Source organism: Streptomonospora sp. PA3 (genome assembly GCF_009728995.1).
Classification (GTDB): domain Bacteria; phylum Actinomycetota; class Actinomycetes; order Streptosporangiales; family Streptosporangiaceae; genus Streptomonospora.
The window spans coordinates 24,303-39,675 of sequence record NZ_VTZW01000003.1 but is presented as its reverse complement, the minus strand read 5'-3'; the positions used below and the strand labels follow the sequence as shown (position 1 = coordinate 39,675).

Below are 15,373 nucleotides of genomic sequence, written 5' to 3'. Positions count from 1 at the left end.
GGGCGGCGCTCCGTGCCGCGGGCCTCAGCCCGCCGCGGGGCCCGCGGGTTCGAAGCTGCGGCGCAGGGCGTAGGGCTGCAGCTGCCCCAGCCCGTGGGCGTGGCGCGCGCGCACGGCGACGATCTGCAGGGACGGGTCGTCGCGCAGCTGCTCGGCGAGCGCCTCGTCGATCAGGATGGTGCCGGGGCGGGCGAAGGAGGTCAGCCGCGACGAGCGGTTGACCGTGGTGCCGAAGACGTCGCCCAGCAGCGCCAGCACCGGGCCGTAGGCGAGCCCCACCCGCACGTCGGGCACCTCGATGTGGGTCTTGACGCCGTCGGCCAGCTGCAGCGCGATCTCGGCGGCCTGCTCGGCGGTGTTGGCGACGTAGAGGATCTCGTCGCCGAGCGTCTTGACGACGCGGCCGCCGCCCGAGGCCACGATGTCGGTAGCGGTGGACTCGAAGCCCTCGACCACCTCGGCCAGCTCGACCTCGTCCAGCTCGCGGCTCAGCGTCGTGAACGACACCAGGTCGGCGAATCCCACCGCCAGCGGGAAGTAGGTGGGGGCGGCGTCCTCGCTGCTGCGCAGGAACGCGATCCGGCGCGCCACCGACGCGGCGAGCTGGCGCCGCCAGATGTAGAGCAGCAGGCTCTCGATGTCGGGCATCAGCTCCTGGGCGAAGCCCACCAGCGGGCCGTGCGGCTCCTCGTCGGTGCCCTTCTCGGGGGCGTAGGAGAGCGTCGAGAGGATGCTGGTCTGCCACTCGGCCAGCCGCGCCATGGTCTGGCCCATGGCACGGGCCAGCCGGATCGCGGCGTCCTCGTCGAGGACCCCGTTCTTCATCAGCTCGGAGGTGATGCGCAGCGCCTCGACGTCGCCGTCGGTGAAGGCCACTGCGTCGTCGCTGCGTGTGGCGAAACCCAGGGCCCGCCACACGCGCTTGGAGAAGTCCCCGGAGGCTCCGGCGAGCTGGACGGCCTCCTCGCGCGTGTAGCGCGCCTCGCCACCGAGCAGGACGGCTTCGATCTCGGTCGGGTCGGGACGCGGCGGCATGCGGAAACTCTCGTGTTAGAGGCCAGTGCGGCTGGGGAGGACGGCGGCCGGGCGGAAGGGGCGGGCGCCCGTTTGTCACTGTCGGTTTAGTACGTGCGGGCGGTGCGCGTCAAGAAACACCAGGTCCCGCGGGAACCCGGGCACGCCCTCGCGGACCCGGGGGCCCGCCCCGGTGCTCTGCGGCCCCCGTTCGGCAACGGGGCAGGCGGGCGGCGACCCGCCCCGCCGCCGATCCTCGCACAGCCCGGCCGCCGGTACACCCGGCCTGCCTGCTAGGTACCGGCGGGGCGCAGGTGGACGATGTCGCCCGCGCTGAGCAGGTGCTCCTCGCCGGTGTCGGCGCGCAGCGCCAGGCGCCCCTCGGCGTCGACGCCGGTCGCCTCGCCGTGCAGTTCGCGCCCGCCCGGCAGGTGGACGCGCACGCGGCGGCCCAGCGTCGTGCAGCAGGCGCGGTACTCCTCGGCCAGGCCCGACGCTGCGGCGTCGCCGCCGACCGCCGACCACGCGCTGTACAGCGCTTCGAACTCCTCCGGCAGCGCCTCCGCCAGCCGCTGCCGGTCGGCGCCGGGGGCGCCGCACAGCGCGAGCGAGGTGGCGGTCTCCACCGGCAGTTCGTCGCGGCGCTGGGCGACGTTGAGGCCGATGCCGATGACGACGCCGACCCCCGCGCCGCCGGCGCCGCCGGAGGGCTGCGCGTGCGGGAAGGCCGCTTCGGAGAGGATGCCGGCGAGCTTGTGCTCGCTGTCTGCGGCCAGGACGTCGTTGGGCCACTTCAGCACCGCGGGCACGCCGGGGCCGCCGCGCAGGGTCCGGACGGCGGCGACGCCCATCAGCAGCGGCAGCCACCCCAGCCGGGCCGGCGAGGTCGCCGGGCGCACCAGCACCGACAGCGTCAGCGCGGCCCGCGCCGGGGTCGCGAAGCCCCGGTCGAGCCGGCCGCGCCCGGCCGTCTGGTGGTCGGTCGCCAGCACCACCCCCGCGGGTTCGCCCGCGCCGGCGCGTTCCAGCAGCTCGCTGTTTGTGGATCCGACCTCCGGCAGCACCTCGACCGTCCGCCACAGCCCGCCGGGGCGGACCAGGGCGCGCTCCAGCGCGGATGCGTCCAGCGGCGGCCGGGACGTGCCTGAGGGACCCGGGTCGCCCGGGGAGGATGCGGTCGCTGCGGTCATGGCCCCATTCAACCGCCCGCCGCGCCCGTGCGCACAGCGGCGCAGCGGGCGCGGGCGGGCGCACGCACCCGCACGGGGCGCGGACGGCGCCGCCCGCGCCTCAGCCGGTGTTCTGCAGGCCGGCGGCGACGCCGTTGACCGTCAGCAGCAGCAGCCGCTCCAGGTGGCGGTGGTCCTCCTCCGAGAGGGAGTCGGCCTCCTCGCCGCGAAGCGCCGAAAGCGCCCGCAGCTGCAGGTGGGACAGCGCGTCGACGTAGGGGTTGCGCAGGTCGACCGCGCGGGAGAGCACACGGCGGTTCTCCAGCAGCCGCTCGTGCCCGGTGACCTTGAGCACGAGGTCGCGGGTGCGGTCGTACTCGGCGAGCACCAGCCGGGTCAGCTCCGGGCGCCCGCCCAGCTCCAGGTAGCGCTCGGCGATGGTGCGGTCGGTCTTGGCCAGGCTCATCTCGGCGTTGTCCAGCAGCGAGGAGAACAGCGGCCACTCGTTGTAGGCGGCCTGCAGCTCGCCCAGGTCCGGTGCGGCGGCCAGCCCCGTGCCCAGGCCGAACCAGCCCGGCAGGTTGGCCCGGGTCTGGGTCCAGGCGAACACCCACGGGATGGCGCGCAGGTCGTCCAGTCCGCGCGCGGCGCTGCGCCGCGAAGGGCGCGAGCCCAGCCGCAGTTCGCCCAGCTCCTCCAGCGGGCTGACGCGGGAGAACCACTCGGCGAAGCCGTCGGTGTCGATGAGCCCGCGGTAGGCGTCGTGGGCCGCCCGTGCGATCTCGTCGGCGAGCTTGCGGTACTTCGCCGCCGCGTTGCGGGCGCGCTCCCGCACCTCCTCGGTGCTGGCCATCAGCACGGCGTGGCCGACCTGCTCGATGTGGCGGTGGGCGATGGCGCGCTGACCGTAGCGGGCGAAGATGACCTCACCCTGCTCGGTCACCTTGAACCGGCCCGCCACCGATCCGGGGGCCTGGGCCAGCAGCGCCCGGCTCGCGGGCCCGCCGCCGCGCCCCAGCGAACCGCCGCGGCCGTGGAACATGGTCAGCCGCACGTCGTTGCGCTCGGCCCACGCGGTGAGCTGGGCCTGGGCGTCGTAGAGGCGCAGCGTTGCGCTGACCGGGCCGACGTCCTTGGCGGAGTCGCTGTAGCCCAGCATCACCTCCATCCGGCGGCCGGTCTCCTCCAGGCGGGCGCGCATGCGCGGCAGCCGCAGCATGCCGTCGAGGACGCGGGGCGACGCCTCCAGGTCGGCGCCGGTCTCGAAGAGCGGAATGACGTCGAGGACCGGGGACTGCCCGCTGGGCATGGCGTATTCCGCCAGCTCGTAGACCGCCGCGATGTCCTCGGCCGAGCGGGTGAAGCTGACGATGTAGCGGCGGCAGGCGTCGACGCCGAAGCGCTCCTGGATCCAGGCCACCACGCGCAGCGTGGCCAGCACCTCCTGGGTGCGTTCGGAGGGCTCCTCGCCGGCCCGCAGCTCCTGCAGCGCCTGGGCGTGGACCTCGCTGTGCTGGCGGATCTCCAGCTCGGCGAGGTGGAAGCCGAACGTCTCGGCCTGCCAGATCAGGTGCTGCAGCTCGCCGTTGGCCTGGCGGTCCGCGCCCGCCAGGGACAGCGACTCCTGCACCCGGCGCAGCTCGGCCAGGAACTCCTGGGGGCCGCGGTAGGCGAGGTCGGCGTTGCGTTCGCGGGTCGCGCGCAGCCGCTCGGTGGCGAACAGCAGCGCCTGGCGGTGCGGCTCGTTGGGCGAGCGCTTGGTGATCTCGGCCATGATCCGCGGATAGCCGGCCTCGGCCGCCGCCAGCGAGTCGCGCAGCTCGTCGCTGGCGGGGGTGAGGTTGCCGTAGGCGGTCATGGTGCGGGCGATGCGGCCGCAGGCGTTCTCCAGCGCGCGCAGCACGTGGTCGGCCTGGATGGAGATCGCCTCGCGGGTGATGTCGTGGGTGACGAAGGGGTTGCCGTCGCGGTCGCCGCCGATCCAGCTGCCGTAGCGCACGAACGGGCGGGCGCGCGCGGGCGCGCGGCCGGTGCCCTCGGGGTCGAGGGCGGCGTCCAGGGACCGGTAGATCTCCGGCACGACCTGGAAGATGGTCTCGTCGAAGGCCGCGAGGGCGGTGCGGACCTCGTCCAGCGGGTCGAGCTTGGTGTAGCGCAGCTGGGAGGTGCGCCACAGCAGGTCGACCTCCTCCAGCATGCGCCGCTTGGCCTCGGCTTCGGCGGTGCTGCCCGGGTGCGCGCCGTGCAGCCGCTCCAGCTGGCCGCTGACGCGCAGGATCGCGGTGGAGACCGCCCGGCGCCGGGCCTCGGTGGGGTGGGCCGTCAGCACCGGGTGGAACTCCATGTTGTCGACGAGCTCGCGCAGGGCGTCCTCGCCGGCGCTCTCGCGGACCGCGCGCACGGCCGCGGCGAGCGATTCCCGGGGCGGGTGGTCGGCGTCGTCGCGTTCGCGCAGCGCGCGGATGCGCTGGTGCTCCTCAGCGAGGTTGGCCAGGTGGAAGTAGACGGTGAATGCGCGGGCCACCTGTTTGGCGCGTTCCAGCGGCCAGGAGTCGACGAGCTCGGTGATCTCCTGGCCGGTCACCGACCCGTCCCGGGCGCCGATGACGGCGCGCCGCAGCCGCTCGACGTCGGCGAGCAGGTCCTCACCGCCGCTTTCGGCCATGACCGTGCCGAGCATCTCGCCCAGCAGGCGGACATCGCCGCGCAGCTGGTCGGGCATCTCCTGGCGAGCACTGTCGCGTTCCGCGCTTACCGCTGTCATGTGGACGACCTTACCCAGATTGGTCTGGACCTTTCGCGGCGGAGTCGGGGCAGCCGCGGCCGTCCGCGCGAACCGGCCGCCGCGCCGCGGCGACGCCCCGGGGGGGGGCCGGTGCGGGCCGGCCCTCATCCGCCCTCTTCAGGGGCCGATACCCCGGCGAGGGGCCGCGGACTCCCGGTGCGCGGCGGGCTTTTCCCCGGCTTGGTCCCGCGGCGGCCGCCTCACCCCGCCGCGATGTGTCCAACGCCACTTCCCGCTGGGCGAACCCGGGGGAGGCCAGCGCACCGGCCGCCGGCGGAGTTATCGTGAGGGCTTATGGCCACCGAAGCCCCTGAACCGCTGCCCGCGGACCAGATCGACATCCACACCACCGCGGGCAAGCTCGCCGACCTGCAGCGCCGCCGCTACGAGGCGGTCCACGCCGGTTCGCAGCGAGCCATCGAGAAGCAGCACGCCAAGGGGAAGATGACCGCGCGCGAGCGCATCGACGCGCTGCTCGACCCCGGATCGTTCGTGGAGTTCGACGCCCTGGCGCGGCACCGGTCCACCAGCTTCGGACTCGACGCCAACCGCCCCTACGGCGACGGTGTCGTCACCGGCCACGGAACCGTCGACGGCCGCCCGGTGGCGGTGTTCAGCCAGGACGTCACCGTCTTCGGCGGCTCCCTCGGCGAGGTCTACGGCGAGAAGATCGTCAAGGTCCTCGACCACGCGCTGAAGACCGGCTGCCCGGTCGTGGGCATCAACGAGGGCGGCGGCGCGCGCATCCAGGAGGGCGTGGTCGCCCTCGGGCTCTACGCCGAGATCTTCAAGCGCAACGTCCGCGGCTCGGGCGTCATCCCGCAGATCTCGCTGATCATGGGCGCGGCGGCGGGCGGGCACGTGTACTCCCCGGCGCTGACCGACTTCGTCGTGATGGTCGACCAGTCCTCGCAGATGTTCATCACCGGTCCCGACGTCATCAAGACCGTGACCGGCGAGGACGTGACCATGGAGGAGCTGGGCGGCGCCCGCTCGCACAACTCCAGGTCCGGCGTCGCCCACTACATGGCCGCCGACGAGCAGGACGCCCTCGACTACGTCCGCGACCTGCTGTCCTACCTGCCCGCCAACAACCTGGAGGACCCTCCCCAGGCCGAGGCGCCGGGCGAGGACGAGATCACCGAGGCCGACCGGGAGCTGGACTCCTTCGTGCCCGACTCGGCCAACCAGCCCTACGACATGCACCGGGTGATCGAGCACGTCCTCGACGACGGCGCGTTCCTGGAGGTGCACGCCCAGTACGCCGCCAACATCGTGGTCGGCTACGGACGTGTGAGGGGCCGGCCGGTGGGCGTGGTCGCCAACCAGCCGATGAGCCTGGCCGGGTGCCTGGACATCGACGCCTCGGAGAAGGCGGCGCGGTTCGTGCGCACCTGCGACGCCTTCAACGTCCCGGTGCTGACCTTCGTGGACGTGCCCGGGTTCCTGCCCGGCACCGACCAGGAGTGGAACGGCATCATCCGCCACGGCGCCAAGCTCATCTACGCCTACGCCGAGGCGACGGTCCCGCTGGTCACCGTTATCACCCGCAAGGCCTTCGGCGGCGCCTACGACGTCATGGGCTCCAAGCACCTGGGCGCCGACGTCAACCTGGCCTGGCCGACCGCCCAGATCGCGGTAATGGGCGCCCAGGGCGCGGTCAACATCCTGCACCGCAAGACGCTGGCCGCCGCCGAGGACGTCGAGACCGAGCGCGCGCGGCTGATCCAGGACTACGAGGACACCCTGCTCAACCCCTATTCCGCTGCCGAGCGGGGCTACGTCGACGGCGTCATCCTGCCCTCCGAGACCCGCACGTCGGTCGCCAAGGCGCTGCGGTCGCTGGAGGGCAAGCGCGAGCAGCTGCCGCCCAAGAAGCACGGGAACATCCCGCTGTGAGGGGCCCTATGCCGACCGACGACTCCGGACCCCGGCCGCGCCCCGCGCCGTTTCTGCGGGTGGTGCGCGGCGACCCCGCGCCCGAGGAGGCCGCGGCGCTCGTCGCGGTGCTGACCGCGCGCGCCCGGGCCGCCCGGGCCGCCCGGGCCGCGGCACGCGGCGACGAGGAGGGGCCGCCCCCGTCGGGGTGGCGCGACCGATCCCGGCTGCTGGGCCTGCCGCCGGCGCCCGGGCCCGGCGCCTGGCGGGCCGCCTGCCGCCCGCGCTGACGGCCCCGCCCGTCCACAGGCGGGCCGGTTCGGCCCCGCCGCCGCCCGCGTTTTTCTAGACTTGTCACAATCCGGCGCGGCCCCCGCATACGCCGGAGCAGGAGGATGCCCACCGTGCGCAAAGTTCTGATCGCCAACCGGGGCGAGATCGCGGTCCGCGTCGCGCGCGCCTGCCGCGACGCCGGTATCGCCAGTGTCGCCGTCTACGCCGATCCCGACCTGGACGCGCTGCACACCAAGGTCGCCGACGAAGCCCACGCCCTGGGCGGGCAGACCCCGGCCGACACCTACCTCGACATCGGCAAGCTCCTTGCGGTGGCCGAGCGCACCGGTGCCGACGCCGTGCACCCCGGCTACGGCTTCCTCGCCGAGAACGCCGACTTCGCTCGGGCCGTCATCGACGCGGGGCTCACCTGGATCGGTCCGCCGCCCTCGGCCATCACCGCCCTGGGCGACAAGGTCGCCGCCCGCCACATCGCCCAGAAGGTGGGCGCCCCCTTGGCGCCGGGCACCTCCGACCCCGTCGCCGGAGCCGAGGAGGCCCTGGCCTTCGCCGAGGAGCACGGGCTGCCCATCGCGATCAAGGCGGCCTTCGGCGGCGGCGGGCGCGGCCTCAAGGTCGCCCGCACGCGCGAGGAGGTCCCCGAGGCGTTCGACTCCGCCGTGCGCGAGGCGGTGGCGGCCTTCGGCCGCGGCGAGTGCTTCGTCGAGCGCTACCTGGACCGCCCCCGCCACGTCGAGACCCAGTGCCTGGCCGACACCCGCGGCAACGTGGTGGTGGTCTCCACCCGCGACTGCTCGCTGCAGCGCCGCCACCAGAAGCTCGTCGAGGAGGCGCCCGCGCCGTTCCTCACCCGCGAGCAGGAGGAGCTGCTGTACTCCTCGTCCAAGGCGATCCTGGCCGAGGCCGGCTACGTGGGGGCGGCCACCTGCGAGTTCCTGGTCGGCGCCGACGGCACCGTCTCCTTCCTGGAGGTCAACACCCGCCTCCAGGTCGAGCACCCGGTCACCGAGGAGGTCGCGGGGATCGACCTGGTCCGCGAGATGTTCCGCATCGCCGACGGCGAGGAGCTGGGCTACGGCGACCCGCGGCTGCGCGGGCACTCCTTCGAGTTCCGCATCAACGCCGAGGACGCCGGCCGCAACTTCATGCCCGCTCCGGGCACCATCACCGCGCTGAGCATGCCCGGCGGTCCCGGCGTGCGGGTCGACACCGGCTGCGAGGCCGGGTTCACGGTGCCCCAGGCCTTCGACTCCATGGTGGCCAAGCTGATCGTCACCGGCTCCACCCGCGCCCAGGCCCTGGAGCGCTCGCGCCGTGCTCTGGCGGAGTTCCGGGTCGGCGGGATGCCCACGGTCATCCCCTTCCACCTGGCCGTCATCGACGACCCGGCCTTCGCCCCGGCCGATCCGGCGACCCCGTTCTCGGTGCACACCCGCTGGATCGAGACCGAGTTCGACAACCGCATCGAGCCCTACTCCGGGGCCGCCGAGCAGGCCGAGCCCGGTGAGCGCGAGACGGTCACGGTCGAGGTCGGCGGCAAGCGCCTGGAGGTCGTGCTGCCCGCCGACCTCGGGGCCGCGGCGAGCGCCCCGGGCGGCGCGGGCGGCCGCAAGCAGGCCGGGCGCGCGCCCCGGCGCGGCGGCGGCAGGACCGGGGGCACGGCGGCCGCGGCCGGCGGCGACGCGCTGGTCTCGCCGATGCAGGGCACGGTGGTCAAGGTGGTCGCCGAGGACGGCCAGACCGTGGCCGAGGGCGACCCGGTCGTCGTCATCGAGGCGATGAAGATGGAGCAGCCGCTGACCGCGCACAAGTCCGGCGTGATCACCGACCTGTCGGTGGCGGCCGGCGACGGCCTGAGCAACGGCGGGGTCGTCTGCCAGATCAAGGACGCCTGAGCCCGCGGGGCAGGCCGCGTGCGGAACCCTCCGGGAACCGCAGAGAACCCGCCACCACCGAGGCTGCGGCAATGGGCGCGCCTCGCGAAGCGCCGACGCAGCTTGCCGCCGAGCGCACGCGGTCCTTCCCAGGCGGAGCCGCACCACCGGTGGCGGAACTCCGGCACAAAGGAGCACCGTGCGCTCGGCGGCAAGCCGGCGCACAGCGCTGCGCGCATCACAGCCCCATTGCCGCAACCTCCTGTGGTGCCTACCCTGGGCCGTCCCCGGAGGGTTCCTCCGGTCACCAAGACAGAGGAACCCACCGGGAACCACAGAGAACCCGCCACCACCGAGGCTGCGGCAATGGGCGCGCCTCGCGAAGCGCCGACGCAGCTTGCCGCCGAGCGCACGCGGTCCTTCCCAGGCGGAGCCGCACCACCGGTGGCGGAACTCCTGCACAAAGGAGCACCGTGCACTCGGCGGCAAGCCGACGCACAGCGCTGCGCGCACCCCAGCCCCATTGCCGCAACCGCTGTGGTGCCCACCCTGGGCCGTCCCCGGAGGGTTCCTCCGGTCACCAAGACAGAGGAACCCACCGGGAACCGCAGAGAACCCGCCACCACCGAGGCTGCGGCAATGGGCGCGCCTCGCGAAGCGCCGACGCAGCTTGCCGCCGAGCGCACGCTGAACCTGTCGGACGGAGCCGTGCTACCGGGGACAGGCCACCGGTGACCGGCCCAGCGCAAAGGTGCGCCATGCGCTCGGCGGCAAGCCGGCTCTGAACAGCTACGTGGCGCGAAGCGCCTCCGTTAGGGGCGGCGGCGGGGAACGGGCGGGCGCTACGCGCGCACCCCACCCCCATCGCCGCAACCGCTGTGGTGCCCACCCGCTTAAACGGGACGTACCCCCTGGCGCCGGGCCGCGGCAGGCTTCCCACCTGCGACCGTGTGAAGTCGCCCGTGTGATTCACGTGACACTCTCCCCGGACCGGGGAATAACCGGGCGATGGCCGCCATTGTGCTCGTTCGTGACGAATCTTTGGGGCCTGACCGTGCGACGGCACATCGACCTGTGCCGCGTCGCCTCGCAGGCGTGTCCTCGGGCCTGACCTCCGCCGCCGCCCCCGGCGCTGCGGCCCGGCCGCGTCCTCATCTCCCCGAGGTGCCCCCGCCACCCGCGGGGCACCGGTTACGTCCCGATTCAGGAGTCACACCGTGCTTTCCGCGTTGCGGCGCATACCCTTCGCCGTACAAGTCCTGGCCGCGCTCGTCGTCGGCGTCGCCCTGGGCGTGGTCGCCCGCCAGCTCGGCGGCACCGCCGAGGACCCCAACTGGCTCGCCCTGACCCTCGACACCATCGGCTCCACGTTCGTGACGCTGCTGCGCACGATCGTGCCGCCGCTGATCCTGCTGGCGGTCGTCTCCTCCATCGCCAACCTGCGCAACACCTCCAACGCCGCCCGCCTCGCCGGGCAGACGCTGCTGTGGTTCGCCATCACCGCGCTGATCGCGGTGGCCATCGGCATCGGCCTGGGCCTGCTGTTCCAGCCGGGCGTCAACAGCGGCGTGGACGCCGGCGCCGCGCAGGCCCCCGACGCCGAGTCCCACGGCTCGTGGCTTGCGTTCCTGGAGAGCCTGGTCCCGGTCAACTTCCTCGGGCTGACGGCCGGCACCTCCGAGGAGGCCGGCGCGCTGACCACCACGCTGGACTTCAACGCCCTGCAGCTCATCGTCATCGCGATCGCGGTCGGCGTCGCGGCGGTGCGCGTGGGATCGGCCGCCGAGCCGTTCCTGGCCTTCACCCGCTCGGCGCTGAGCGTGGTGCTGAAGGTGCTGTGGTGGGTCATCCGGCTGGCCCCGCTGGGCACGGCCGGCCTACTGGGCAACGCGGTCTACAGCTACGGCTGGACCACCGTGGGCGCGCTGGGCCGGTTCGCACTGGCCGTCTACGTCGGCCTGGTCCTGGTGGTCTTCGTCGTCTACCCGGTCCTGGCCCGGCTGCACGGGCTCTCGCCGCTGAAGTACCTCACCGGCGTGTGGCCGGCCGCGCAGCTCGGATTCGTATCGCGGTCCTCGATGGGCACCATGCCGGTGACCGAGCGCGTGGCCGAGACCAACTTCGGCGTGCCGCGCCACTACGCGTCCTTCGCCGTCCCCTTCGGCGCCACCACCAAGATGGACGGCTGCGCCGCGATCTACCCCGCGATCGCCGCGATCTTCGTCTCGCAGTTCTACGGCGTGCCGCTGAACCTGACCGACTACCTGCTCATCGTGTTCGTGTCGGTGATCGGCTCGGCCGCCACCGCGGGCACCACGGGCGCCACGGTCATGCTGACCCTGACGCTGTCGACGGTGGGCCTGCCGCTGGAGGGCGTGGGCCTGCTGCTGGCCGTCGACCCGATCCTGGACATGGGCCGCACCGCGACCAACGTGGCCGGTCAGGCGTTCGTGCCGGCCCTGGTCGCCAAGCGCGAGCGGATCATGGACGTGGCCCGCTTCCACGCCCCGCGCGGCCTCGGCGGCTTCGTCGAGCCGGACAGCGGCGCGGAGCTGCGGGACGACGCCGAGCAGGCGGCCGCCGAGGCCGCCGAGAGCGAAGCGCGCACCGACGCCGAGCAGGATGCCCCGGCCCGGTCGGGCACAGCGGGCTGACCCGCCCTCGCCTGAGACCCGCCCGACGGGCGGCCCGCCGGAGCGGCGGGCCGCCCGTACTCTTGGAAGCGACAGCCGCCCGTTCCCGCGGGAACCTTCCAGCCGCCCTGTACGTCTTGTGAGTGAGGGAGGCGAGAGGAACGATCATGTTGCGCCGCTTGGTACTACCCGCCCTGCTCGCCGCAGGGTTCTCCGCTGTGGCGATGGCACCCGCCAGCGCCGACACCGTCCCGCCCGCGGGCGAGGTCGTCGACGCCCTGCGGAACGACAACGTCTACATCGACCCCGACATCACGACCGAACAGCTGCCTCAGGCCGAGCGCGACGTGCTGGCCGACGCCGCGGACTCCGCGGCGAACCCGACCTACTACGTCGTGCTCTCCCAGGAGACGTTCAACTCCGAGGCCAGCGTCGGCAACTACATCCAGCAGTTGCAGCCCGAGGTGGGCGACGGCACCTACGCGGTGCTCGCCGGCTCCCAGGAGCTGGTCATCGACTCCACCGAGCTGAGCGACTCCGAGGACCAGGCGCTCGAAGAGGACCTGCTCGCCCGCAACCAGGGCCAGATCGACACCCTGGCCGCGGTTCCCGAGGCGGTCGAGGAGCAGCAGTCCGCCGACGCCGCGTCGAGCGTCTTCGGCGCGATGCTGCTGGGCCTGCTCGTGCTGGCCGTGGCCGGCGGCGGGTTCTTCCTCTACCGCGGGAAGAGGCGCCGCGACGAGCAGAAGGCCAAGGAACTGGCCGAGATCAAGCAGATGGCCCAGGAGGACGTCGTGCGCCTGGGCGAGGACATCGCCCGCCTGGAGATCGACGTCTCCAAGGTCGACGAGGCCACGCGCACCGACTACACCCACGCGATGGACTCCTACGACCGCGCCAAGGCCACGCTCGACACCATCAGCGCGCCCGACCAGGTGCAGCAGGTCACCAACGCCCTTGAGGACGGCCGCTACTACATGGTCGCCACGCGCGCCCGGATGAACGGCGAGCCGGTGCCCGAGCGGCGCCAGCCCTGCTTCTTCAACCCGCAGCACGGCCCCTCCCAGCAGGACGTGATGTGGGCGCCCCCGGGCGGCACCGCCCGCTCGGTCCCGGCCTGCCCCGCCTGCTCGCAGGCGGTGCTCTCCGGCCACGACCCCGACGTCCGCCTGGTCGAGGTCGACGGCCGCCGCCGGCCCTACTACGACGCCGGCCCGGCCTACGCCCCCTACGCGGGCGGCTACTTCGGCATGGACATGATGATGGGCATGTTCACCGGCATGATGATGGGCTCGATGATGGGTTCCATGATGGGCGGCGGCATGATGGGCGCCGGCATGGGAGACATGGGCGGCGACATGGGCGGCGGAGGCGACTTCGGCGGAGGCGGCGACTTCGGCGGCTTCGGCGGGGGCGACTTCGGCGGCTTCGACTTCTAGAGCCCCGCTCGCGTCCTTCACGTCAACGGCCCCGGCAGCGCGCCGGGGCCGTTTCGTGTCGTGGGGAGTCCGCGGCGCCCGCGGCCGGGCGCCGGCCGGGTCTACTCCGGCGACGCCTGCATCAGCGATCGGGCCGCCTCGGTGACACTGCCCGACAGCGAGGGGTAGACCGCGAAGGTGTGCGCCAGATCGTCGACGGTCAGGCGCTGCTGCACCGCCACCGACACCGCAAGGATCAGCTCGCTGGCGCGCGGTCCGACGATGACGCCGCCCATCACGATCCCCGTGTGCTGCCGGCAGATCAGCTTGACGAACCCGTCCTTGCTGTTGGTCATCTTGGCCCGCGGGTTGGTGTCCAGCGGCAGGTTGACCACGCGCGCGTCGATCCGCCCGCTGCGCACGTCGCCCTCGGTGGCGCCCACCGAGGCCAGCTCGGGGTGGGTGAACACGGTCGCGGCCACCGTCGAGAGCTTCAGCGGCGACACCGCCTCGCCCAGCGCGTGCCACATCGCGATGCGGCCCTGCATCGCCGCGACCGAGGCCAGCATGTTCACACCCGTGCAGTCGCCGGCCGCGTAGACGCCCGGGGTGGAGGTGCGCGAGACCCGGTCGACCTGGACGAACCCGCCGTCGTCCAGGCGCACGCCGATCTCCTCCAGCCCGATGTTGGCGGTGTTGGGGATCATGCCCACCGTCATCAGGCAGTGGCTGCCCTCGACGGTGCGGCCGTCCGACAGGGTGACGACCACGCCACCGCCGGTGTTGGTGACCGACTCGGCGCGCGTCTTGCCCAGCACGGTCATGCCCAGGCGGCCGAACACGCCCTCCAGCACCTCGGCGGCGTCGGCGTCCTGGGTGGGCATCACGCGCTCGCGGGAGGAGACCAGGGTGACCTCCGAGCCCAGGCCCTGGTAGGCGTTGGCGAACTCGGCGCCGGTGACCCCCGAGCCCACCACGATCAGCTTCTCCGGCAGGCTTTCCAGCTCATAGAGGTGGCGCCAGGTGAGGATGCGCTCGCCGTCGGGCCGGGCCGAGGGCAGCTCGCGGGGGTGGGCGCCGGTGGCGACGAGCACGATGTCGGCGTGGATGCGCCGGTCGCCGACCGCGACGATCTTGGGATCGACCAGGCGGGCCTCGCCCGGGATGACCTCGACGCCCTCCTTGACCACGCGCGCGGCCGTGTCGTCGGACTGGGCCTGGGCCAGCCGCTTCACGCGGGCGTTGACGGTCTTGAGGTCCACCGAGACGCCGGGCCGCCCGTCGGCCTCGGCGACGTCGATCCCCAGCTTGGCGGCCTCTTTGACGTAGGTGGAGCGCACGGAGGTCGCGATCAGGGTCTTGGAGGGGACGCAGTCGGTCAGCACGCAGGCGCCGCCGATGCCGTCGCGATCCACGATCGTCACCTCCGCGCCGAGTTGGGCGGCGACCAGGGCCGCCTCGTAGCCCCCCGGACCGCCTCCGATGATCACGACCTTGGTCACGTCTGCTTCACTCCTTCCGGCGGGCGCGCCGACGCGCGCTTGCCTCGTGGGCCGCCGCCTGGAACGTCTTTGCTGTGCCGTCTACCCATTGTCCGCCATGCCGAGCGGCGGAAATCGCAACGGGGCGGGGTGGCCCGGCTTACGATGGGCGCCGTGGCCCTCTACGCCGCCTACGGCTGCAACCTCGATCCCGAGCAGATGGCAGGGTGCGCTCCGCGCTCGCCGCTGTGGGGCACCGGCTGGCTGGAGGGCTGGCGGCTGACGTTCGGCGGCGCGTCCGGTCCGTGGGGCGGGGCGCTGGCCACCATCGCCGAGGAGCGCGGCGCGAGCGTCTTCGTGGCCCTCTACGACGTCCCCGAATGCGACGAGCCCCATGTCGGCGCCTGCGCCGGCGCCGGGTTCGGCCTCTACACGCGCATCCGCGTGCGGGCGAGCACGCTGCTGGAGGGCGAGACTCCCGCCTGGACCCATGTGCTCGACGACTACGAGGGCGGGCTGCCCTCGGCTCTGTACCTGGCGATGCTCGCCGATGCGGCCGAGAAGGCGGGGGCTCCCCCGTTCTACGTCGAGGACCTGCGCTCGCGCCCCTGCACCCCGGCCCGTTCCTGAATCCGCGCCGTCGCGGGCCGCCTCCGCCTCCGGGACCGGGCACCCGATCGAGCGCGGGCGTGCGCGCGGCGCCGCACCGGGCGGCCTCCCGGGAATCGGACGTCGTACTGCGGAACTCCTGTATCCGCCCTGCCGCCGAAATGCAGGTCAGACCGGTTACGGACGATTTCGAACACGCTGCGTTGCGTTCCGGACCA

11 protein-coding genes are annotated in these 15,373 nt (G+C 73.3%); 7 read left to right on the top strand and 4 right to left on the bottom strand.

Annotated elements, in window-relative coordinates:
* Positions 1-24: 24 nt before the first annotated feature.
* From FZ103_RS00585 to FZ103_RS00575, 3 genes are all read right to left on the bottom strand, one after another.
* Complete coding sequence (locus FZ103_RS00585) at positions 25-1,035, bottom strand: adenylate/guanylate cyclase domain-containing protein (RefSeq protein ID WP_155998051.1); 1,011 nt, start codon at positions 1,033-1,035, stop codon at positions 25-27.
* A gap of 272 nt (positions 1,036-1,307) precedes the next feature.
* Complete coding sequence (locus tag FZ103_RS00580; protein WP_155998049.1) at positions 1,308-2,204, bottom strand: biotin--[acetyl-CoA-carboxylase] ligase; 897 nt, start codon at positions 2,202-2,204, stop codon at positions 1,308-1,310.
* Between the two features lie 100 nt (positions 2,205-2,304).
* On the bottom strand, positions 2,305-4,905 hold the full coding sequence (locus tag FZ103_RS00575) for a phosphoenolpyruvate carboxylase (protein WP_255429696.1): 2,601 nt from the start codon (positions 4,903-4,905) through the stop codon (positions 2,305-2,307).
* Between the two features lie 357 nt (positions 4,906-5,262).
* On the opposite strand from FZ103_RS00575, the gene FZ103_RS00570 reads away from it, so the two are divergent.
* The 6 genes from FZ103_RS00570 (at position 5,263) to FZ103_RS00550 (ending at position 13,086) form a co-directional block, all read left to right on the top strand.
* Entirely contained in the window at positions 5,263-6,867 is a 1,605-nt protein-coding gene (locus tag FZ103_RS00570) for an acyl-CoA carboxylase subunit beta (RefSeq protein ID WP_155998047.1), read from the top strand.
* Between the two features lie 8 nt (positions 6,868-6,875).
* Positions 6,876-7,136, top strand: coding sequence for an acyl-CoA carboxylase epsilon subunit (locus tag FZ103_RS00565; protein WP_155998045.1), 261 nt, complete (start codon positions 6,876-6,878; stop codon positions 7,134-7,136).
* A gap of 114 nt (positions 7,137-7,250) precedes the next feature.
* Positions 7,251-9,035: a biotin carboxylase N-terminal domain-containing protein gene (locus FZ103_RS00560; protein WP_186355603.1), complete on the top strand. Its 1,785-nt coding sequence runs from the start codon at positions 7,251-7,253 to the stop codon at positions 9,033-9,035.
* 730 nt (positions 9,036-9,765) lie between these two features.
* Positions 9,766-10,125, top strand: coding sequence for a putative leader peptide (locus tag FZ103_RS26140; protein ID WP_394350063.1), 360 nt, complete (start codon positions 9,766-9,768; stop codon positions 10,123-10,125).
* 106 nt (positions 10,126-10,231) lie between these two features.
* Positions 10,232-11,668: a dicarboxylate/amino acid:cation symporter gene (locus FZ103_RS00555; protein WP_186355602.1), complete on the top strand. Its 1,437-nt coding sequence runs from the start codon at positions 10,232-10,234 to the stop codon at positions 11,666-11,668.
* 146 nt (positions 11,669-11,814) lie between these two features.
* Entirely contained in the window at positions 11,815-13,086 is a 1,272-nt protein-coding gene (locus tag FZ103_RS00550; RefSeq protein WP_155998041.1) for a chemotaxis protein CheA, read from the top strand.
* Positions 13,087-13,187: 101 nt separating this feature from the next.
* On the opposite strand, the gene FZ103_RS00545 is transcribed toward FZ103_RS00550, so the two are convergent.
* On the bottom strand, positions 13,188-14,567 hold the full coding sequence (locus tag FZ103_RS00545; protein WP_186355601.1) for an NAD(P)H-quinone dehydrogenase: 1,380 nt from the start codon (positions 14,565-14,567) through the stop codon (positions 13,188-13,190).
* A gap of 153 nt (positions 14,568-14,720) precedes the next feature.
* On the opposite strand from FZ103_RS00545, the gene FZ103_RS00540 reads away from it, so the two are divergent.
* Positions 14,721-15,176, top strand: a complete 456-nt coding sequence (locus FZ103_RS00540) for a gamma-glutamylcyclotransferase (RefSeq protein ID WP_186355600.1) — start codon at positions 14,721-14,723, stop codon at positions 15,174-15,176.
* The last annotated feature ends 197 nt before the right edge of the window (positions 15,177-15,373 follow it).